Annotated in this window: 15 protein-coding genes; 6 read left to right on the forward strand and 9 right to left on the reverse strand. The window is 65.9% G+C overall.

Annotation, left to right across the window (positions count from 1 at the left end; all coding sequences use genetic code 11):
• Positions 1–109: 109 nt before the first annotated feature.
• The 3 genes from O9Z70_RS12875 to O9Z70_RS12885 form a co-directional block, all read right to left on the reverse strand.
• On the reverse strand, positions 110–3,016 hold the full coding sequence (locus O9Z70_RS12875) for an insulinase family protein (RefSeq protein ID WP_286019846.1): 2,907 nt from the start codon (positions 3,014–3,016) through the stop codon (positions 110–112).
• 124 nt (positions 3,017–3,140) lie between these two features.
• The gene (locus O9Z70_RS12880) at positions 3,141–4,115 is read right to left on the reverse strand and encodes an aldo/keto reductase (RefSeq protein ID WP_286019847.1); all 975 of its coding nucleotides are present in this window, start codon (positions 4,113–4,115) and stop codon (positions 3,141–3,143) included.
• A gap of 95 nt (positions 4,116–4,210) precedes the next feature.
• Positions 4,211–4,888 (reverse strand): GntR family transcriptional regulator, encoded by a 678-nt coding sequence (locus O9Z70_RS12885; RefSeq protein WP_286019848.1) that lies wholly within the window; start codon positions 4,886–4,888, stop codon positions 4,211–4,213.
• Positions 4,889–5,096: 208 nt separating this feature from the next.
• On the opposite strand from O9Z70_RS12885, the gene O9Z70_RS12890 reads away from it, so the two are divergent.
• Positions 5,097–6,377: a Gfo/Idh/MocA family oxidoreductase gene (locus O9Z70_RS12890; protein ID WP_286019849.1), complete on the forward strand. Its 1,281-nt coding sequence runs from the start codon at positions 5,097–5,099 to the stop codon at positions 6,375–6,377.
• Positions 6,378–6,529: 152 nt separating this feature from the next.
• Here the strand turns inward: O9Z70_RS12890 and O9Z70_RS12895 are convergent, their stop codons facing one another.
• Complete coding sequence (locus O9Z70_RS12895) at positions 6,530–6,868, reverse strand: GFA family protein (protein ID WP_353057798.1); 339 nt, start codon at positions 6,866–6,868, stop codon at positions 6,530–6,532.
• A 62-nt stretch (positions 6,869–6,930) separates the two neighbouring features.
• Positions 6,931–7,431: a hypothetical protein gene (locus O9Z70_RS12900; protein ID WP_286019851.1), complete on the reverse strand. Its 501-nt coding sequence runs from the start codon at positions 7,429–7,431 to the stop codon at positions 6,931–6,933.
• 294 nt (positions 7,432–7,725) lie between these two features.
• On the opposite strand from O9Z70_RS12900, the gene O9Z70_RS12905 reads away from it, so the two are divergent.
• The 3 genes from O9Z70_RS12905 (at position 7,726) to O9Z70_RS12915 (ending at position 12,861) form a co-directional block, all read left to right on the forward strand.
• Complete coding sequence (locus O9Z70_RS12905) at positions 7,726–8,427, forward strand: ABC transporter ATP-binding protein (RefSeq protein ID WP_286019852.1); 702 nt, start codon at positions 7,726–7,728, stop codon at positions 8,425–8,427.
• Entirely contained in the window at positions 8,427–10,973 is a 2,547-nt protein-coding gene (locus O9Z70_RS12910) for an ABC transporter permease (protein ID WP_286019853.1), read from the forward strand. Before O9Z70_RS12905 ends, O9Z70_RS12910 begins: the two co-directional genes overlap by 1 nt.
• A 364-nt stretch (positions 10,974–11,337) precedes the next feature.
• The gene (locus tag O9Z70_RS12915; RefSeq protein WP_286019854.1) at positions 11,338–12,861 is read left to right on the forward strand and encodes an AAA family ATPase; all 1,524 of its coding nucleotides are present in this window, start codon (positions 11,338–11,340) and stop codon (positions 12,859–12,861) included.
• Between the two features lie 133 nt (positions 12,862–12,994).
• Here the strand turns inward: O9Z70_RS12915 and O9Z70_RS12920 are convergent, their stop codons facing one another.
• Positions 12,995–13,864, reverse strand: coding sequence for an aldose 1-epimerase family protein (locus tag O9Z70_RS12920; protein ID WP_286019855.1), 870 nt, complete (start codon positions 13,862–13,864; stop codon positions 12,995–12,997).
• Between the two features lie 91 nt (positions 13,865–13,955).
• Positions 13,956–14,852 (reverse strand): DUF72 domain-containing protein, encoded by an 897-nt coding sequence (locus O9Z70_RS12925; RefSeq protein WP_286022016.1) that lies wholly within the window; start codon positions 14,850–14,852, stop codon positions 13,956–13,958.
• A gap of 101 nt (positions 14,853–14,953) precedes the next feature.
• Here O9Z70_RS12925 and hrpB point away from each other — a divergent pair, with 101 nt between their 5' ends.
• On the forward strand, positions 14,954–17,416 hold the full coding sequence (gene hrpB, locus O9Z70_RS12930; protein ID WP_286019856.1) for an ATP-dependent helicase HrpB: 2,463 nt from the start codon (positions 14,954–14,956) through the stop codon (positions 17,414–17,416).
• Positions 17,417–17,934: 518 nt separating this feature from the next.
• Here hrpB and msrB read toward each other — a convergent pair.
• Positions 17,935–18,339, reverse strand: a complete 405-nt coding sequence (gene msrB, locus O9Z70_RS12935) for a peptide-methionine (R)-S-oxide reductase MsrB (RefSeq protein ID WP_286019857.1) — start codon at positions 18,337–18,339, stop codon at positions 17,935–17,937.
• Between the two features lie 152 nt (positions 18,340–18,491).
• Between msrB and O9Z70_RS12940 the strand changes: the two genes are divergently transcribed.
• Positions 18,492–19,106 carry a pyridoxamine 5'-phosphate oxidase family protein gene (locus O9Z70_RS12940; protein WP_286019858.1) on the forward strand — a complete coding sequence of 205 codons (615 nt, stop codon included), beginning with the start codon at positions 18,492–18,494 and terminating at the stop codon, positions 19,104–19,106.
• A 52-nt stretch (positions 19,107–19,158) separates the two neighbouring features.
• Here O9Z70_RS12940 and O9Z70_RS12945 read toward each other — a convergent pair whose 3' ends face one another.
• The gene (locus tag O9Z70_RS12945; RefSeq protein WP_286019859.1) at positions 19,159–19,602 is read right to left on the reverse strand and encodes a pseudoazurin; all 444 of its coding nucleotides are present in this window, start codon (positions 19,600–19,602) and stop codon (positions 19,159–19,161) included.
• Positions 19,603–19,817 lie beyond the last annotated feature (215 nt).

The raw sequence follows: 19,817 nt of genomic DNA on the forward strand, positions 1-19,817 counted from the left end.
CCCGGCCTGCCGCCGCTGTTCCGCCCGCCGCACCAGGATCGCCGGAACCGGCCCGGCGATCATTCCCGCTCCATCGCCATTGCCCGTCTGTCCGGGCAATTCCGGTGGCTCACACCACCCTGCTCACATCCAGCAGTCCCGGCCGCTGGTCATTGGCCGCCTCGATCGCCGCCTCGCCGCCCAGCACCACGATATGCCCCTCGCGGGCCACCACGTCGAGCGCATCCGCCAGGGCCAGGAAATCCGCCCGGCTGGTGGCGAGGATGGCGTCGCGGCGCTGCTGGCGCAGCGCGTCCGTCGTCCCGTTGAGCAGCCGCCACATCGCCGCATAGCCCTTGGCATCGACGAATTCGGGCCGGTCGAGATCGCCCACCACCCCGATCACCGAGCGCACCAGGTCGGTCTCGCCGATTTCGGCGCGCAAGGCTTCAGCGGCGCCGTCATAGGCATCCAGCGTCTGCAAGAGGTTCGGATCGCGATAGGAGAGAAAGGCGAAATTGCCCGAGGACAGATCGAACCGGCTCGACCCGCCATAGGCCCCGCCCTGCACCCGCACCTTGTCCCACAGATAGGTGGTGTTGAGCAGCCGCAAGGCGACGGCGGATGCGGCGCTGAGTTCAATCCCCAGCGCCTTGAGATTGGCGCCCTTGCCGACATAATTGACCTGGGCCGGGATCACCAGGCCCTCATGCCTCGGCGCGAATTGGTGGCTCCAATCGGCATCGGCAATGGCCCGGTCCGGCAGGCTGGCGACGAAGGTATCCACCTGCTTCCGCGCCGCATCCCACAGCTTTCCGTCGGCGGTGACATTGACCACCATGCGCCCGCGATTGAGCAGCTTGTCGCGGATGGTGGTGAGCGCGGCCTCGACGCCGGCCCAATCGCTGTCGATCCGCTGCACCAGTTCCTTGAGGAACAATCCATAGCTGACGCCGCTCATCTGCTCGGCGATCCAGCCCGCCTCGGTCAGCCCCGCCTTGATGCGGGTGTCGACAAAGAAATTGCCGCGCGGCACCAGCCGGGCCTCGAACCCGGCCTTTTCCTCCAGCGCCATCTGCCGGAACCGCTCGCGGTTGGACAATTGCGCATCGAGCAGCACATCGCTGATGATCTCCAGCATGTCGCCGAACTTCTCCGGCACCGCCTTGCCCGACAGGAACAGCCAGGCGGCGCTGCCCGTCCCGTCCTGCCGCGTCGCCAGCCCGCGATGCTGCGAGATGCCGCCGGTCGTGCGTCCGATCCTTTGCGTCAGCGACACGAAATCTTCGCCGCTCGTCCCGGTTTGCAGCAGCGCCCGCCCGAACAGCGGCAGATAGGGCAGCAATGCCTTGTCGAGCACATGCAGGTCGAAGCCGATATCGAGATAGACGATCCCCAGCGTCGGCAATTCGTGATAGAGCGCCCGCGCGCCGCCGATATCGCTCTCTTCGGTCGGCACGGTGCGGATGTCGCGATCCAGATCGGCCAGGGTCAGCGTCGGGATCTTGGCCAGGTCCTCCGGCCTGTCCACCGCCTCTTGCAGCGCCTTGAGCCGTTCCGTCCGCTCCAGCACATTTTTGAGCCCGGCCCCGTCGAGCCCGGCGCGCACCGCCGCCAACCTCTCCGCCTCGATCCTGGCCTCGCGGGCGCCCTGCTCCGGATCGGCTTCCAGCTTCGCCGTCACCCGATGCGGATTATCGAGGAACAGCCGGCGGATTTCCTTTTCGAAATGCCCCTGCCCGGCTTTATCCTTGAGCTGGGCCAGCGCCGCCTCGAAAGCCAGCGGCGCCAGCGGATCGCCGCCATGCAGCCAGCTGCCCAGCGCGTTGAACATATAGCTCATGCCGCGCGGATAGGAGCCGGTATTCTGCTCGCGCAGATTGAACTCGAACGTGTTGACCGCCGCTTCCCGCTGCTCGGCGGAAAAGCCGGTTTCGGCAATCTCGGCCAGCGTTTCGAGAATCAGCGCCTCGACCTTGCCTGCATTGGCCGGATCGATGCCCTTGAGCCCGAACCCGCCCATGGGCTGGCGCAGATGCGAGGAAATCCCGCCGCCGATCATGCCCTCGCCCAGCCCGCTTTCGGTCAGCTTCTTGCGCAGCGGCGCCGCCGGATTGCCGGCCAGCAGATAGCTCAGCATGCCGTGGCTCAACACCTCCTCGCGGCTCTCCGGCGGGTCGAGCATCCAATTGACCGACACCATGCCGTCGCGGCGCTTGTCCGTATCGACATTGCCGGCATAGCTGCCCGCAACCTGGCGCGGCGCATTCCAGCGCGTTTGCAGCGCCACTTCGGCATTCACTGCGATGGGCTCGAACTGGCTGAAATAGGCGTCGAGAATGTCCAGCCGCTTTTCCGGCGCGTCGTCCCCCGCAAACACCACAAGCGCATTGGACGGCTGATAATAGGTCTGGTGGAAGCGCTTGAACTGCTCATAGGTCAGGTCGGGAATGACCTTGGGGTCGCCGCCCGAACTCTTGCCATAGGTTATATCGGGATAGAGCGCGTTCTGGCTCAGACTGTGCATCACCGAATCGGGCGAGGAATAGACGCCCTTCATCTCGTTGAACACCACGCCCTTATAGACCAGCGGCGCCTCCGGGCTTTCCAGCTCGTAATGCCAGCCTTCCTGCTCGAACGTGTCTTCCGAGATCAGCGGAAACAATACCGCGTCGAGATAGACGTCGACCAGGTTGTAGAAATCCTTGAGGTTCTGGCTCGCCACCGGATAGGCGGTCTTGTCGGGAAAGGTCATGGCATTAAGGAAAGTATGCATGGAGCCCTTGAGCAGCTCCACGAACGGCTTCTTCACCGGATATTTCCGGCTGCCGCACAGCACCGAATGCTCCAGAATATGCGCGATCCCCGTCGAATCCTCCGGCGGCGTCTTGAAGGTGATGCCGAACACCTTGTTCTCGTCGTCATTGACGAGGCTGAGCACCTCCGCCCCGGTCTTCCTGTGCCGATAAAGCCGCGCCTCGGAATTGATTTCGGCGATTTTTTCGTCACGAACGAGCTCGAAGGCGGGATGGGACATGAGGATACTCTTCTTGGTCTTGGAGCCGTTAACCTAGGCATGGCAGGGCAGGATCGCTATAGGCCAGCCGAAATGACTGGGTCTATCGTCCCCTCCCCATGAGGGGAGAGGCCGGGGGTGACCCTCAAACCGCGCCTCGAATCTCCGGCTTCACTTCGGCTTGATACCATTCGCCCAATTGCATCATCAGCGCCGGGAACAGGCTCTTGCGTTCCGACGCCGCTACATTGTCGGCGATCTGTTCCGGCTTGCTCACCCCCGCGATCACCGTCGAGACCTGCGGATGGTCCAGAATCCAGCGCAGGGCGAACTGGCTGAGCGGCATGCCCTCGGGCGCCAGCCCCTTCAATTCCTGCACCAGTTCCACCCCGCGCTCGAAGCGGATGCCCGAAAAGGTCTCGCCCACCGAAAAGGCCGCGCCATCGCGATTGTAATGGCGGTGATCGGCCGGGTCGAAGGTCGTGTCCTTGCTGAACTTGCCGCTCAGCAGGCCGCTCGCCAGCGGCAGCCGCACGATGATGCCCACATCCTTCTCCGCCGCCTGCGGCAGCAATTGCGTCGCCGCATCCTGGCGCAACAGGTTGAAGATGATCTGCAGCGTCGCGCAGCCGGGCTGCTCGAGGCAGAGCAGGCCTTCCTCGATGGTTTCGACGCTGGCGCCCCAATGCCGCACCAGGCCCTCCTCCACCAATTCGTCCATCCAGCCGAAAATGGCGCCGGCGCGCAGCACTTCGGGCGGCACGCAATGCAATTGCACCAGGTCCAGCGTCGCGACGCCCAGCCGCTTGGCCGAAGCCACAACGCTCTCACGCAGCCCCTGCTTGCTGTATTTGTCCGGATAAAGCGCCCCCGAGCGGCCCAGCTTGGTCGCCACCCGGACATTCGGCCCCTTGGCATGGGCGCCGATCCGGCTTTCCGACAGCCCGTCGCCATAGACGTCGGCGCTGTCCCAGAAACTGATGCCGGCGCTCAGCGCCTGATCGAGAATGGCCATGGCGGTCTCATCGCCCAGGGGCCCGAAATCGCCGCCCAATTGCCAGCAGCCCAGGCCGATTTCACTGACTTCATATCCGGTCTTGCCCAATCGCCGCGTCTTCATGGCCTTGCTCTCCCGCTGCTCTGCCTCTGGCGCGGCAACCTATTGAGCCCGGTCCGCCAGGGCAAGCTGTCCCCGCCCCCGCGCCGAACCGCAGCTTATTCGAAATATTCGGGAAATTCCTCGACCGTCTGGGTCAGCAAGATTTCGGCCCGGGCCAGATGGGCGCGCATGGCCGCCTCGGCCGCCGCCGGATCGGCCTTGGCCACCGCCGCGGCGATCGCCTTGTGCTCGCTGATGGCCCGCTGGCTGGAGGATGCCCCCAGCGTCAGATAGCGCACCCGGTCGAGCTGCATCTTGTGATCGTCGATCAATTGCCACGCATATTCCACCCCGGCATACCGCGCCAGGGTGCGGTGGAAAAGCTCGTCCAGAATATGGAAGCGGCTCCTGTCATTGGCCGAGGAGGCCGCTTCCTGATCCCGGATCAGCCCGGCCAGAACCCCGGCCGCGTCCCCTCCGGGATGGGAGGCCACCCGGCGGATGATCTCCACCTCGATGCTTTCGCGGATGAACCGGCTCTGCCGCACCCCGTCCGGCGAGATCTTCTTGACCACGGTGGCCCGTTTGGGCCGGATCAGCAGCAGCCCCTGCTGCGCCAGGCGGATAAAGGCCTCGCGCACCGGCTGGCGCGACACCCCATAGCGCCCGGCAATATCGCTTTCCGAGATGACGTCGCCGGGCTTGAGCGCCATGGTTACGATATCGTCGCGCAGCGCGCCGACGACGCGCATCGCCATGGTCTCTTCGCTTGTCGCGGGGGCGCTGACGGTCATGAGTGATTCCCTTCCTTCGACCATGGGACAGCAAATGTCCCATGGCTTGCCCGTCAATGCCGGCATCCACAGGAATCAGGCCACGGCCCGGCAAAGACCGGAATATAGAAACAAGTATACCGCCGCGCAATCTTGTATGGTAGATTCAGCCGGCGCCGCCTATTCGGGGGCGCGGCATTCTATCCATATCGAGACCGGAGATCATCGAATGACCAAGACCTACGCGCTGGTGGGGACCGGAGGTCGGGCGCGCATGTTCTATGAAGCCATATTGGGGCCGCATCGGGAGCAGTCCCGTCTGGTCGCGCTCTGCGACACCAATCAGGTCCGCATGGATTACACCAATAAGGTGATTGTTGGGGAATTGTCGGGGGAGGCGGTGCCCGCCTACCGGGCCGCCGATTTCGCCAGGATGCTACAGGAATGCCGGCCCGACACGGTGATCGTCACCTCGATCGACCGCACCCATCACCAATATATCGTCGCCGCTCTCGATGCCGGATGCGACGTCATCACCGAAAAACCCATGACCACCGACCGCGAGAAATGCCAGGAAATCCTGGATGCGGTCGAGCGCACCGGGCGCTCGGTGCGCGTGACCTTCAATTATCGCTACGCCCCGCACAATGCCGCCCTGCGCGAATTGGTGGCCGCCGGCGCCATCGGCACCGTGACCTCGGTGCATTTCGAATGGCTGCTCGATACCCGCCATGGCGCCGATTATTTCCGCCGCTGGCACCGCGACAAGCGCAATAGCGGCGGCCTGATGGTCCACAAATCCACCCATCATTTCGATCTGGTCAATTTCTGGCTCGGCTCCCGGCCCGACACGGTCTTTGCCATGGGCGATTTGCGGTTTTACGGCCGCGCCAATGCCGAAGAGCGCGGCGTCTTCACGCCCTATACCCGCACCACCAATGTCGAGGCGGCGCGCAACGATCCCTTCGCCATCAGCCTCACCGACAATCCGGTGCAGCAGGGCCTTTACTGGGATGCCGAGAAGGAAGACGGCTATCAGCGCGACCAGAACGTTTTCGGCGACGGCATCAGCATCGAGGACACCATGTCGGTCATGGTGCGCTATCGCAACAAGGCGGTGATGACCTATTCGCTCTATGCCTATGCGCCCTGGGAAGGCTTCAACGTCGCGCTCAACGGCACCGCCGGACGCCTCGAACTCACGGTGCACGAAAATTCCTATATCAATGCCGGCTCCAGCCCCGACACCGAAGGGGCCGCCAAGGGGGTGCGACTCTATCACTTCCCCATGCATGGCGAACCGCGCCAGATCCCGATCGCCCACGCCGAAGGCGGCCATGGCGGCGGCGACAAGATCATGCTGGAGGAAATCTTCGGCAATGCCGAGCCCCGGCCCGGCTACGGCGCCGATCACCGCGACGGCGCCCTGTCGATCCTCACCGGCATCGCCGCCAACCAATCCTTCGCCACCGGCCTGCCGGTCGACGTGAAAACCTTGCTGCGGCTCTAAGCTGGCTAATGCCCGTTACAGCACAGACGTCACCCTTGGGCTTCACCCGAGGGCCCATCCCAGATCGTCACCCTCGGGCTTGACCCGAGGGCCCTGGCGACCCCGGCAAAAAAGAACCCTCGCGTCAAGCGCGAGGGTGACGAACGGCGTGTCTATCCTGCAGGCACCGTCTCATATTGCGGCGCGCCATCGCAAATCTCGTAATAATCGCCCTTATCGGCAACGAAGATATGTTTGGCGATCCGCGCCCCCGTTTTACCGTCGAATGAGCCCAGATGCAGCCCGATCCAGTCGGCCTCCGGAGCATCGAAGAACATCGGTGAACCACAGGTCGCACAAAATCCGCGCCGGACTTTCTCCGACGAAAAATACCAGGTCAGATGCTCCGCACCGGAAATCTCCAATGCCGATTTATTGACATCTATACCGATTTCATAGGAGCCGCTGACCTTGCGGCATCTGGTGCAATGGCAGGCCGAGGCCTCGGGCATGTCTCCCCTGAGGACAAACGACACCGCCCCGCAAAGACACGAGCCCCTATGCATAGCCTCCCCTACCGGCTGAACGGCACCGACGCGGTCATCACTTCGCCGGAATTGTTGAACTCGACTTCGAAGTCCACCGTGATGCGCTCGGCGACCAGCAGGATGCGCGCGCCGATGCGCACGTCGCCGCCGGCCCGGTCCTTCTGCTGCTCGCGCAGGTCGAAGCTGATCCGTCCGCTCGAAGTCTGGCCCACCGCCAGCCCGGTATAGCCGGCATTGGTGCTCATCGCCGCCTCGAACCGGCGTGTCGCCTCGTTGAAGGCGATGGTGCCGCTGATCGACAAAGTCGCATTCACCAGCGTGCAGCGCCCGGTATAGTTGATCTTGCCCAGATTGCCCTTGTTGACCCCCAGCCGGCAGCGGAACGGCTCGTGCTTATTGGCGCCCACCAGCGCGCTGTCGCCTCGCCAATCGCCCACATAGGATTCGAGCAGCGCCAGCTCTCCCTGCGCCTGTACCGGCGCCACGGCGGCCATCTGCAAGGCCAGCAAAGCAATTACAGCCCGCAACCACGTCTTCACTCTGGGGTCCCCCTCACAAACTTTCACTATATTAATCTCTGCCAGCCCGGATCGATCTAGGCCAGTGGGAAATTGTTGCTGTTGACGGCTTTGTTACGATTAGCCGGCACTGATCTGTCCAATATAGCCGCCAGGACGGTTTTGCGGCGCACAGAGAGCTTAAGACTGCCGCCGGCAGCATGAACCCCCTTTTCAGGGGGCCAGGTTGCGGCAACAACAATGGGGCGCAGCGAATCGATTCCGTCGAATGGGCCGCGCCTGGGGGAATGGGGACCTTACGCAATGACCGAGACGGCCATCATCGATGCGCGGGATGTCGACTATACGCTCGAAATCGCCGGACGGCCCCTGCATATCCTGCGCCAGGTATCCCTGCGCGTCGCCCCCGCTGAAGTCGTGGCCATTGTCGGCCCCTCGGGCAGCGGCAAGACCTCGCTGCTCATGCTGTTGGCGGGGTTGGAAAAGGCCACCGGCGGCAAGGTCGTGGTCAATGGCAGCGATCTCGGCGCGATGAATGAGGACCAATTAGCCCGTTTCCGCCGCCATACGCTCGGCATCGTCTTCCAGAGCTTTCATCTCATCCCCTCATTGACCGCCCTCGACAATGTCGGCATGGCGCTCGAAATCGCCGAGCCCGGCCTGTCCATGGCCCAGATTCGCGAACAGGCGGCGGCGGCCCTCGCCGCTGTCGGGCTCGAAGCCCGGCTCGACCACCGTCCTTCGGCCCTGTCGGGCGGCGAGCAGCAGCGCGTCGGCCTGGCCCGCGCCATGGTCGCCAATCCGCCTTTGCTGCTGGCCGACGAGCCCACCGGCAATCTCGACCAGAAGACCGGCGCCGTGGTCGTCGATCTCATGTTCGACCTGGCCCGCCGCAACAAGACCGCCATCGTGCTCATCACCCATGACCCGGCCCTCGCCGCCAAGGCCGACCGCGTCTACACCATGACCCAGGGCGAATTGACCGAAACGCCGGTGGCGCGCTGATGGTCAAGCTCTGGCCCGCCATCCGCACCGGCCTGCTGGACATGCGCGGCGATCTGCGCCGCTTCCTGCTCCTGGTCACCTGCCTCGCCGTCGGCACCGCGCTCATTGCCGGCGTCAATTCCGTGGGCGCCAGCATTACCCGCGCCATCGAGACCGGCGCCGCCGAAATCATGGGCGGCGACATTGAACTGTCGCGCGCCGACCGCCTCGCCAGCGCCGAGGAAATCGCCGCCATGGCCACCCTGGGCGTGGTGGTCAATATCATCGACACCAATCTGCGCGCCGAGAGTTTTACCGGCGAGGCCTTCGCCGATGTCAGCGCCGTTGGCCCCCTCTATCCGCTGCTTGGCGCCGTCAGCAGCCCGCAATTGCCCGCCGATACCGATATCGCCACATTCCTCGCTCCGGAAGATGACGTGCCCGGCGCCCTGATCGATGCAGTCATGCTCGACCAGCTCGACGTCCGGATCGGCGATTCCATCGGTCTCGGCGGCACCGAATTTTCCGTGCGCGGCACGCTCGGCCAATTGCCCGACGCGCCGGTGCGCGGCTTCCGCCTCGGCCTGCCGGTGCTGATCACCGCCGATGGTTTCAGCGTGGTCAGCGACCGTTCCTCGCCCCTGCCCGGCCTCGGCACCTGGTATCGCTACAAGATCCTGCTGGCCGACCGCGACCTCGAAACGGGCCTCGCCGCCGCCACCGAACGCTTCGGCGATAGCGGCTGGACCGTGCGCTCGGCCCGCGACGGGCTGGGCCAGATGGTGCGCTATTACGACCTCTTCATGCGCTTCCTGGTCATTGTCGGGCTCGGTTCGCTGCTCATCGGCGGCGTCAGCGTCTGGACCGGCATGCGCGCCTATATCGCCGAGCGCTCCGGCGTCATCGCCGTCATGCGCTCCATCGGCGCCAGCCGCTTCCGGGTCTTCGTGCACTTTTTCGCCCAGGTCGCCGCCCTGGCCGCTATCGGCGTCTGCATTGGCCTGGTCGCCGGCGCCTCCACCGCCTTCCTCATCCTGCCCTCGATCGGCTCCGCCGTCGGCATTGCCCTCCAGCCCGCCATACATGCCCAGCCGCTGCTGATCGCCGCCGGCACCGGCCTCGTCACCGCCTTCGCCTTCGCCTATCTGCCGCTGCAACAGGCCCAGGCGATCCGCCCGGTCCTGCTGTTCCGCTCCCGGGGGCTCGATGCGCCGCCGGTCGATTGGCGCGCCCTGCTGCTGTCCTGGCAGGTGCTGCCGCTGATCCTGGCCATAGCCGCCTTCTTCCTGCTGGCCTGGCTGATGACCGGCGATGCGGCCCTGGTCGCCGCTTTCGGCCTCGCCAGCACCGTCGCCGCCATTCTGTTCCAGCTCTTCATCCGCCTCGTCCAGGCCGGGCTCGCGCGCCTGCCCGAAGCCGGTCCGCGCATTTTCCGCCATGCCCTGCGCAACATTTCCGCCGCCGGGCAGAATGCCGCCGCCATCGTCGTCTCCGCCGGCATGGCCCTGGCCATGCTCATCGTCGTCCTGGTCATGCAGGCCAATCTGCAACAGGAATTCCTCGGCGCCTCGGCCTTCGACGCCCCCACCCTGGTCGGCTCCGATCTCTTTCCCGACGAGGTGGAGGATTTGCAGATCCTCGCCGCCGCCGGCAATGGCATGACCCGCTTCGTCTCCACGCCCATGCTGCGTGGCAGCCTCGCCGCGGTCAACGGAATTCCCGCCGAGCTTGTCCGCACCCGCGGCCCCGAGGCCACGTTCCTGCTCTCCGGCGACGTACCGCTCACCTGGCGCAGCGAATTGCCCGCCTCCTCCCGCGTCACCGCCGGCCAGTTTTGGCCCGCCGATCACGCCGGTCCCGGCCTGGTCAGCCTGCATCAAAGCCTGCGCCACGGCCTCGGCGTCGATCTGGGCGACACGCTGACCTTCACCATTTTCGGCGAAAGCGTCGACGTCACCATTGCCAGCTTCCGCGATTATTCCTGGCAGGGCGGCATCGACTTCCTCGCCACCTTCTCGCCCGGCGTGCTCGACGCCTATCCGACGACGCTCTTCGCCGCCGTCACCGCCGCCCCCGGCCAGGAAGAAAACGTCACCCGGCTCCTGGCCAGCGAACTCCCCGATATCCGCTTCATCTCGGTCGGCGATACGCTGAAACAGGTCACCGACGCGCTGAGCCAGCTTTCCTTCGCCGCCACCCTGGTCGGCGGCCTGGCGGTCGGCAATGGCCTGCTGGTGCTCATCGGCTCACTGTCTACGGGCCGCCGCCAGCGCGAGGCCGACACCATCATCACCAAGGTCCTGGGCGCCACCCGCTTCGAGCTCATCGCCACCGCTTTCCTGCAATATTTCCTGCTGGCGCTGCTCGCGGCCATTCCGGCGCTAATCCTCGGCCTCGGCATCGGCCGCACCGTTTCCATGCTGATGCTGGAAGTGGAATTCACCTTCCGCCCCGACATCATCGCCGTGGTGCTGGCCACCGCCATCGTCATCACCGCCCTGCTCGGCGCCATGACCATCCTGCGAGCCGCTTCCGCCCGCCCCGCAAGGTTGCTGCGCGACCTTTAGCGCCGGCACCGGCGCATCTGTGGCATTTTTCTCGGTGCCCGCGACAGCGGAAGTGTTTACATCGGGCGCTTTGAGTCGAGTTGTCTCGGGCATTGAGACCTTTCGCCCCCTCCCCCTTGAGGGGAGGGAAGGGGTGGGGGTGCTGCGGTTCCTACACATCCGGGAGTTTCGCCCTCGCGCCGCCACCCCCCTTCGAGGGACGCAGGAGCCGCCAGCCCTGTCGCCGAAGCAAGCACCCAATGTAAACACTCTCCACCCCCCATGGCCGAATCGGTGACGCTTCGTGCTAACACTGCCCCCGACATCATGTAGCCGTGCGTTCGCCTTTCCATGCCGGATGTGAACGCGTCCAGCCGGAGAGAGAATGCAGGTCGCCATCGACATGGGAGAAAGCCGCGGAGCCGGCGCCGCCAGCATGGACCTGGAGGAGCTGCTGGCCACCCGCCTCTTGGTCCAGGGCAATTCCGGTTCCGGCAAATCCCACCTGCTGCGCCGCCTGCTCGAGCAATCCGCGCAATGGGTGCAGCAATGCGTCATCGATCCTGAAGGCGATTTCGTAACGCTCGCGGACCGCTACGGGCACCTGGTCGTCGACGCCGCCCGCACCGAGAACGAACTCACCCGCATCGCCGCCCGCGTCCGCCAGCACCGGGTCTCGGTGGTCCTCAATCTCGAAGGCCTCGATGTCGAGCAGCAGATGCGCGCCGCCGCCGCCTTTCTCGGCGGCCTGTTCGATGCCGACCGCGATTATTGGTATCCGGTCCTCGTCGTGGTGGACGAAGCCCAGCTCTTCGCCCCCGCCGCGGCCGGCGAAGTCTCCGACGAAGCCCGCAAATTGTCGCTCGGCGCCATGACCAACCTGATGTGCCGCGGCCGCAAGCGCGGCCTGGCCGGTGTCATCGCCACCCAGCGCCTCGCCAAGCTGGCCAAGAACGTCGCCGCCGAAGCCTCCAATTTCCTGATGGGCCGCACCTTTCTCGATATCGACATGGCCCGCGCCGCCGATCTGCTCGGCATGGACCGCCGCCAGGCCGAGCAATTCCGCGACCTGGCCCGCGGTCATTTCGTCGCTCTCGGCCCGGCCATATCCCGCCGCCCCCTGCCGGTCACCATCGGCCCCGTGGAAACCTCAGCCCGCTCCACCAGCCCCAAGCTGACCCCGCTGCCCGAAGCGCCAATTGACGCCGCCGATCTGATTTTCACACAGGACCCCGAAGAGCTCAGCCGGCCCATCGTCCGCCGCCCGCCACCACCGCCGCCGCCCTCGACCAACGAATTGCTCGCCCAGGTCGCCGAAGCCCGGGCCCGGGCCCGCGCCGAGGCGCCATCCGAACCTGCTTCGCTGTTTCCCGAGATCGACGAGGCCGAGCGCGAGGCCATGATCCAGTCGGTAATGGCGGAATTGCTCAGCGACCCCGATGCCGGCTTCCGCACCCATGCCGTGCTCTACCAGGATTTTCTGGTCCGCTGCCGCATCCGCCGCGTGCCCGGCGAACCCCCGGCCCTACCGGCCTTCAAGCGCCTGCTCGCCGTCGCCCGCGTCGCCCCCGACGAGGAGACGGCCGGCTCCGAAGGCTGGCAGCAGGCGCTGTCGCTGTCCGAAACCCTGACCGACGACGTACAGGGCGTCTTCCTGGTGCTGGCCCAGGCGGCGCTTGCCGCCGCGCCCTGCCCGTCCGACGCCACCCTCGCTCGGCTCTACGGCACCCATTCGGCCAGCCGCGCCCGGCGCCTGCTCACCTGGTTCGAGGAACGCGGCCTCGTCGTCCTGCGCACCGATTTCCGCGGCCAGCGCATCGTCGCCTTCCCCGATCTCGGCGCCGAAACCGCCCCCGGCGATCCGGCCGGCCCCGATGCCCTCATCGACGAACGCGGCGCCGCCGAATAGCTGGATCTTTTCCCTTCGCCCCACCGGGTCATTCCCGCGAAAGCGGGAATCTCCGTTTCAAGCCAAGCCGGTTTCCCGCCTTCGCGGGAATGACATCGCGGGCCCCAGCGTCCCGGCTCAAAATTGGACCACTTTAGTCCGGCAGGATTTCCGCCCGGAAACCATAGCGCCCCGTGGCTCCCGGCCCCAGCAATTCCGAATAGGGCCGCTCGGCCAGATCGTCTGAACCGCCCACTTCGGCCGCCGTGCCGTGCCAGGGCTCGAGGCAGATATAGCCGGCGCCCGGCTTGCTCCAGAAGGCGAAATTGGGCAGGTTTTCCCAGCTGAACCGCAAGGCCGGTCCCGTATCCGTCCCAAAGCGCAGGCCCGCCCCGGCCCCGTCGCGAAAGACCATCGCATCGTCCTCGAACAGGCGGTGTTCGAGCTCCAGCCGCCCCGCTACAAAGGGCGAGGCCAAGGCCTCGGGCCGCACCAGGCCGCGCGACAGGCGATAGAGGTCCGGTTCGCCGCCATTGTCCAGCGTCACGAAATGCGTCTGTCCGGCCGCCCCCGGCAAGGGCCAGGCAAAGGCGGGATGAAAGCCGATGCCATAGGGCATCACCCGATGATCGCGATTGGTTACTTCCGCCGTCACCGATACGGCCCGCCCGTCCAGCCGGTGCTCCACATCGAGCTGGAAGTCGAACGGATACATCGCCCGGCTCGCCTCGGATGCTTCCAGCCGATAGACGCAGCGATCCGATTCCTCGACCACCAGGGTGAAATTGCTGCGCCGCGCAAAGCCATGCTGGCTCATCTGGTAGCGCTGCCCCCCGATGCTGATCGTGTCATTGGGCGCCCGCCCGACCATGGGGAACAGGATCGGCGACCGCCCGGTCCAGAACGTGGCGTCGCCATGCCATAGCCAATGCCTGCCATCGCGGGTCTGGATGGATTGCATCTCCGCCCCCAGGGCGGCGACGTCGACGGTAATATCGTCATTGGCGATACGAGTAAGCTGCATGGCGCCTCTCCGGGCGATTCCTCGGGACGCTCACCCTAGCGTCCGAATGCGGTTTGGAGAACCGGCCGGTACGCCCGCGGTGAACAAGTCCTCAATGCGGCTCGTCCGGCCAGGCAATACCGGTCCGCTGCATCAGCGCTTTGGCATCCCTCGGCGCCATCAGCTTGTCGGTATTGTCGAAGAACACGAAGACATCGCGCCGCATTCCGTCATCGGTCGGTCCGCTGACGAAATTGCCGTCGCTCGCCCGGCCCCGCGCCCAATTGCCCACCCGCCGGGCCCAAAGATCGAGCTGCGCATCCGAATAGCCGGATCGGTAGAGTTCCGCCGATCCATGCAGCCGGCAATAGATGAAATCGGCCGTCACATCCATCAGCAGCGGCCAATCCACCGTATCGGCGCAGACCAGCGCCACGCCATATCGCCGCAACAGCGCGATGAAGGCCGGATCGCGAAAGCTCTCATGCCGGATTTCCATGGCATGGCGTATGGGCCGCGCGCCCCCATCGCCATAATCCGCCGGCGCCTTGAGCCTGTGGTCATGCCTATGGGCCAGTTTCGCCGCCGCTCGGCTGTCCTGCGGCAAGAGCTTGAAGAATGCCTCGATGCGCGCCGCGTCGAAGCGAAAGCTGGCCGGAAACTGCCACAGCACCGGCCCGAGCTTGTCGCCGAGCACCAGCGGCCCCGAGGCGAAGAAATTGGCCAGCGGCGGCTCCGGATTCGTCAGCCGCAGCATATGGGTCAGATAGCGCGGCCCCTTGACGGCGAAGACGAAGCCCTCCGGCGCCGCCGCACCCCAGGATCGAAAGGCCTTGGGCGTCTGCATGCCATAAAAGGTGCCGTTGATCTCCAGCGCGTTGAACTGGGAAGCGGCAAAGTTCAGCTCCCGCTTCTGCACCAGCCCGGACGGATAGAAATTGCCGCGCCAGGGCTTGTAGGTCCAGCCCGAGACCCCGATCCTGATATCGCCTTTGCCGCCGCCCGCCACGTCGTCGCTCCTCTCGTTCGCCAGCCCAACGCCTTCCCTGCCTCCGGCGTTGCCGCGCAATCTGCTTGCTCCCGGCCCCCGCCAGCCGCTATGCCCCGGAAATGTCCTGGCCCGCTTTGCCCATCCAAGCCGTTCTGCCCGCCTTGCGCGAAGCGCTGTCGCAGCGCCAGAGCGCCGTGCTTGTCGCCCAGCCGGGCGCCGGCAAGACCACCCGCGTGCCGCTGGCGCTGCTCGACGCGCCCTGGCGCCGGAATGGCCGCATCGTCGTGCTCGAGCCACGCCGCCTCGCCGCCCGCGCCGCCGCCCGCCAGATGGCCAAGCTCCTGGGCGAGGATGTCGGCCAGACCGTGGGCTATCGCGTCCGCATGGAATCGAAGGTCTCGGTCCGGACCCGCATCGAGATCGTCACCGAAGGCGTGTTCACCCGCATGATCCTCGACGATCCCGAACTGACCGGCATCGCCGCCGTGCTGTTCGACGAATTCCACGAGCGCAGCCTCGACGCCGATCTCGGCCTGGCGCTGACGCTCGATGCCCGCGCCCTGCGGCCCGATCTGCGCATCCTGGTCATGTCGGCCACCATTGACGGCGCCCGCATCGCCGCCCTGCTGGATGGCGCCCCGGTCATCGACAGCCCCGGCCGCACCTTTCCGGTCGAAACGCTTTATGCCGAGCCCGATCCGCTGCAACGCCTCGAAGATCAGCTCGCCACCGCCATTCTCCAGGCCCTCCGCCAGCATGAAGGCTCGATCCTGGCCTTTCTGCCCGGTCAGGGCGAAATCGCCCGCACCGCCGAGCGCCTCGTCGCCCGCCTGCCCGCTCATGTCGATCTGGCCCCGCTTTACGGCCAGTTGAGCCCGGCCGAACAGGACGCAGCCATCCAGCCCGCCGGTCCGGGCCGCCGCAAACTGGTGCTGGCCACGTCCATTGCCGAAACCTCGCTCACCATCGAAGGCGTCCGCATCGTCATCGATAGCGGTTTCCGCCGCATCCCGGTCTATGAACCGGCCACCGGCCTCACCACGCTCGCCACCCGCCGCGTCTCCCGCGCCGGCGCCGATCAGCGCCGCGGCCGCGCCGGCCGCACCGCTCCGGGCATTTGCATTCGCCTCTGGCACGAGGGGCAGACCGCCGCTTTGGAGCCCTTCGAAACCCCCGAAATTCTCGCCGCCGACCTGTCCGGCCTGGTGCTCGATCTCGCCGCCTGGGGCGTCGCCGACCCGGCCTCCCTGATCTTTCTCGATCCCCCGCCCGCCCCCGCCTGGGCCGAGGCCAGGGCGCTGCTGACGCGGCTCGATGCCATCGACGCCACTGGCAGCCTCACCCCGGCCGGCAAGGCGCTGGCGCGGCTGCCGCTGCATCCCCGCCTCGCCCATATGGTCTTGGCCGGAGCCGAAACCGGCGACGGCGGGATGGCCGCCGAACTGGCCGTGCTCATCGGCGAACGCGGCCTGGGCGGCGACGATATCGACCTGGCCCGCCGCCTCGACCGTTTCCGTCTCGATCGCTCCCGGCGCGCCGAGGATGCCCGCGCCCTCGCCCGGCGCTGGACCCGGCTGGCCCAGGCCCATGGCCGTTCCGAGACCCGGCCTGAAGACTCTCCGGGCGTCGGCCATCACCTCGCCCGTGCCTTCCCCGACCGGGCGGCGCAAGCGGCCGGTCCGCGCGGCCGCTTCCGCCTCGCCAATGGCCGGCAGGCGCAGCTCGATGAAACCCATGCTTTGGCCGGCGCCCCCTATATCGTCGTCGCCGATCTGACCGGCAGCGCCCATCAGGGCCGCATCCGCGCCGCCGCCGCGCTCGATCCGGCCGACCTCGAAACGCTCTTTGCCGCCCGCATCGACACCCGGACCGTGCTCGCCTTCGATGCCGCCACCCATTCGGTGCGCGCCCGCCGCCAGCGCCGCCTCGACGCCCTGCGCCTTGCCGACGACCCGGCCCCGGTCGCCGATCTCGAAGCCGCCGCGGCTTTATTGGCCGAGGCCGCCGTGAAACGTCCGGAAAACCTGCCCTGGTCCAGGGAGCAGCAGGCGCTGCGCAGCCGCGCCACCTTCCTGCATCGGCGCCTGGGCGGCGACTGGCCCGACCTGTCCGACGCGGCCCTCGCCGCCGATTCCGCCTGGCTCGCCCCGCATCTCTTGGGCGAAACCCGCCTCGCCGCCATCGGCGCCGACCGCCTGGGCATGGCGCTCGATACGCTGCTGCCCTGGGCGAGGCGCCAGGAGATCGAGCGCCTGTTGCCCAGCCATTTCCACGCCCCTTCGGGCAGCCATCTGCCGATCGATTACGGGGCCGAAAACGGCCCGGCCCTCGAAATCCGCGTGCAGGAATTGTTCGGCCTCGACCGCCACCCCGCCATCGCCAATGGCCGCATTCCCCTGCTGCTGGTCTTGCTCTCGCCGGCCCGCCGCCCCATCCAGACCACACGCGACCTGCCCGGCTTCTGGCGCGGCAGCTGGAAAGACGTCGCCAAAGACCTTAAGGGCCGCTATCCCCGCCACCCCTGGCCCGACGACCCCCTCGCCGCCAACGCCACCAGCAGGGCCAAGCCAAGAGGCACCTAACGGGCATCGATTTATCGACCTCGTCCCAAGCCACTCATAGACCTCATGGTGAGCCTGTCGAACCACGAGGTCGCGACCACGGTGTTGCCGACCTCGTCCTTCGACAAGCTCAGGATGAAGTCTGCGAGAAATGGTGCCTAATTGGGACTGCCGGGCGACGTCGATTGGCAAGATACCCACCCACACCCCCCGGCACATCAATAGACCTCATGGTGAGCCTGTCGAACCACGAGGTCGCGGCCACGGTGTTGCCGACCTCGTGGTTCGACGCGCTCAGGATGAGGTCTATAAGGAAATCGTGCGGCCCCACGCCCGGAGCGATTAGCGGGCCATGCGATCGCCCACAACCACCGCTCGTCACCCTCGCGCTTGACGCGAGGGCGTTACCGGCACCGCAAGAGCCCTCGCGTCAAGCGCGAGGGTGACGATCCGGGAAGGGGGCGCTATCCACGCCATGGACAATAGCCCGGCTAGGGGAAGCGGAGGGAGCGACGGTGTCGAAACCTCGGACGCGCCCCCTATTCCGCCGGCGAAAAATTCAGCGCCACGCCGTTGATGCAATAGCGCAGCCCGGTGGGCGGGGGGCCGTCGGGGAACACATGGCCCAGATGGCTGCCGCAGGTGGCGCAATGCACCTCGGTGCGCACCATGCCGAAGGAGCGGTCGGTCGTGGTTTCCACCGAACCGGGAATGGGATCGTTGAAGCTCGGCCAGCCGGTGCCGCTCTCGAATTTCAGCGTCGAGGCGAAAAGCGGCGTGTCGCATCCGGCGCAGGAAAATGTGCCCTGCCGCTCTTCGTGCAGCAGCGCGCAACTTCCCGGCCGCTCGGTGCCGTGCTCGCGCATGATCTGGTATTGCTCCGGCGTCAGCTTCTCGCGCCATTCGGCTTCGCTGCGGGTCACGGGAAAGGCATGGGCGTCCATGGCATTGCTCCTTCAAGGCGTTTGCGGACCAAGTGGCCACCACTTTTCCGCTCGAAAACGCGACATTGGCCCGGGGGCCGACTGTCATTATCGCCAGATATAGGCTTACTTACCCGCCAATCCCAGCGCGGTTCCATCACAACGCGACCCCCATGACCCGGATAATTTCTCTCGACCAGCTCGACGCGCTCTACCAGCCGGCGCCCGCCGCCGCCTCCACCGCCAAGATCGCCCAGTCCGTGACCCCGCATTACCGGCGCCTGATCGAAGCCAGCCCCTTCGCCGCGCTGGCGACGATCGGCCCGGAAGGCATCGATTGCTCGCCGCGCGGCGACAAGCCCGGCTTCGTGCGCATCCACGACGACAAGACGCTGATGATGCCCGACCGGCGCGGCAATAACCGCGTCGACAGCCTCCGCAATATCGTTCGCGATCCGCGCTGCGCCCTGCTCTTCCTCATTCCCGGCTCGGGCACCACGCTGCGGGTGAATGGCCGCGCTTATCTCTCCATCGATCCGGCCATATTGGACAGCTTCGCCGTCGAGGAAAAAGCCCCCCGTTCGGTGATCGTGCTCGATATCGAGGAAGTCTATTTCCAGTGCGCCCGCGCCATCATCCGCTCCGAGCTCTGGAACCCGGCCCGCCATGTCGATCCGGCCAGCCTGCCCAGCCCCGGCCAGATTCTGGCCGCCATGACCGAAAACCGGGTCGGCGGCGACGGTTATGACCAGGCTTGGCCCGAGCGCGCCAAAAAGACGATGTGGTGATGAAAAAAGGGGCGGCCCGAAGCCGCCCCGTCCTCCTCATCTGTGCAGGCTGTCAGAGGCCGAGGCCCGCAAAGGCCTCCTCGAAGCGCTCCCCCACCTTCTTGGGCACCTTCACTGCCTTGACCGCGTCGAGGTTCTCATTGCCGTCGCCCACCGCGATCAGCCCCACCATGCCCATGGCATAATGCGGGGTGCATTTGACGCCATAGATGCCGGGCACCTCGAAGGTCACCGTGAAGGTCTCGTTGATCTTGCTCTTGAACAGCTCCGCCCCTTCCGGGATCATCTCCTTGATCGTCTCGACATTATGGCTCTTGTCGGTGGGCAGGAAGGTCACGCTGTCGCCCGGCTCGATCCGCAGGAAAGCCGGTTCGAACACCATGGTGCCGGCAGCGCCCTTATTGAGCATATGCACCTCGTAATCCGCGGCCAGGGCCGGGGCGGCGATGCCGCCAAGGGCGGCGAGGGTGACGAAAATTCTGGCAAAGGCACGCATCGGGGGGTCTCCTTATAGGTGGGTCGATCAACCCGTTGCGCTCTTTCTAGCGGTTTTCGTTCAGCCCATCTTTGATCCACATCAAATAATCACAGCCTGAACCGGGCTGAGAAATGCCGATTTTTATTTGCGCCAGAGCAATGTAGGCTTGCGCAAGGTATCGTAGCTTCCTCCACGAAGGCACAGAACACAGATGTGCCAGATCATGGAGAAGA

The organism is Devosia sp. YIM 151766, from assembly GCF_030285925.1.
Classification (GTDB): domain Bacteria; phylum Pseudomonadota; class Alphaproteobacteria; order Rhizobiales; family Devosiaceae; genus Devosia.

What these genes read in the sequence shown, in the direction of transcription:
- O9Z70_RS12875 (WP_286019846.1), bottom strand. Translation starts at nt 3,016, where the DNA reads ATGTCCCATCCCGCCTTCGAGCTCGTTCGTGACGAAAAAATCGCCGAA.
- O9Z70_RS12880 (WP_286019847.1), bottom strand. Translation starts at nt 4,115, where the DNA reads ATGAAGACGCGGCGATTGGGCAAGACCGGATATGAAGTCAGTGAAATC.
- O9Z70_RS12885 (WP_286019848.1), bottom strand. Translation starts at nt 4,888, where the DNA reads ATGACCGTCAGCGCCCCCGCGACAAGCGAAGAGACCATGGCGATGCGC.
- O9Z70_RS12890 (WP_286019849.1), top strand. Translation starts at nt 5,097, where the DNA reads ATGACCAAGACCTACGCGCTGGTGGGGACCGGAGGTCGGGCGCGCATG.
- O9Z70_RS12895 (WP_353057798.1), bottom strand. Translation starts at nt 6,868, where the DNA reads ATGCCCGAGGCCTCGGCCTGCCATTGCACCAGATGCCGCAAGGTCAGC.
- O9Z70_RS12905 (WP_286019852.1), top strand. Translation starts at nt 7,726, where the DNA reads ATGACCGAGACGGCCATCATCGATGCGCGGGATGTCGACTATACGCTC.
- O9Z70_RS12910 (WP_286019853.1), top strand. Translation starts at nt 8,427, where the DNA reads ATGGTCAAGCTCTGGCCCGCCATCCGCACCGGCCTGCTGGACATGCGC.
- O9Z70_RS12915 (WP_286019854.1), top strand. Translation starts at nt 11,338, where the DNA reads ATGCAGGTCGCCATCGACATGGGAGAAAGCCGCGGAGCCGGCGCCGCC.
- O9Z70_RS12920 (WP_286019855.1), bottom strand. Translation starts at nt 13,864, where the DNA reads ATGCAGCTTACTCGTATCGCCAATGACGATATTACCGTCGACGTCGCC.
- hrpB (WP_286019856.1), top strand. Translation starts at nt 14,954, where the DNA reads ATGTCCTGGCCCGCTTTGCCCATCCAAGCCGTTCTGCCCGCCTTGCGC.
- msrB (WP_286019857.1), bottom strand. Translation starts at nt 18,339, where the DNA reads ATGGACGCCCATGCCTTTCCCGTGACCCGCAGCGAAGCCGAATGGCGC.
- O9Z70_RS12940 (WP_286019858.1), top strand. Translation starts at nt 18,492, where the DNA reads ATGACCCGGATAATTTCTCTCGACCAGCTCGACGCGCTCTACCAGCCG.
- O9Z70_RS12945 (WP_286019859.1), bottom strand. Translation starts at nt 19,602, where the DNA reads ATGCGTGCCTTTGCCAGAATTTTCGTCACCCTCGCCGCCCTTGGCGGC.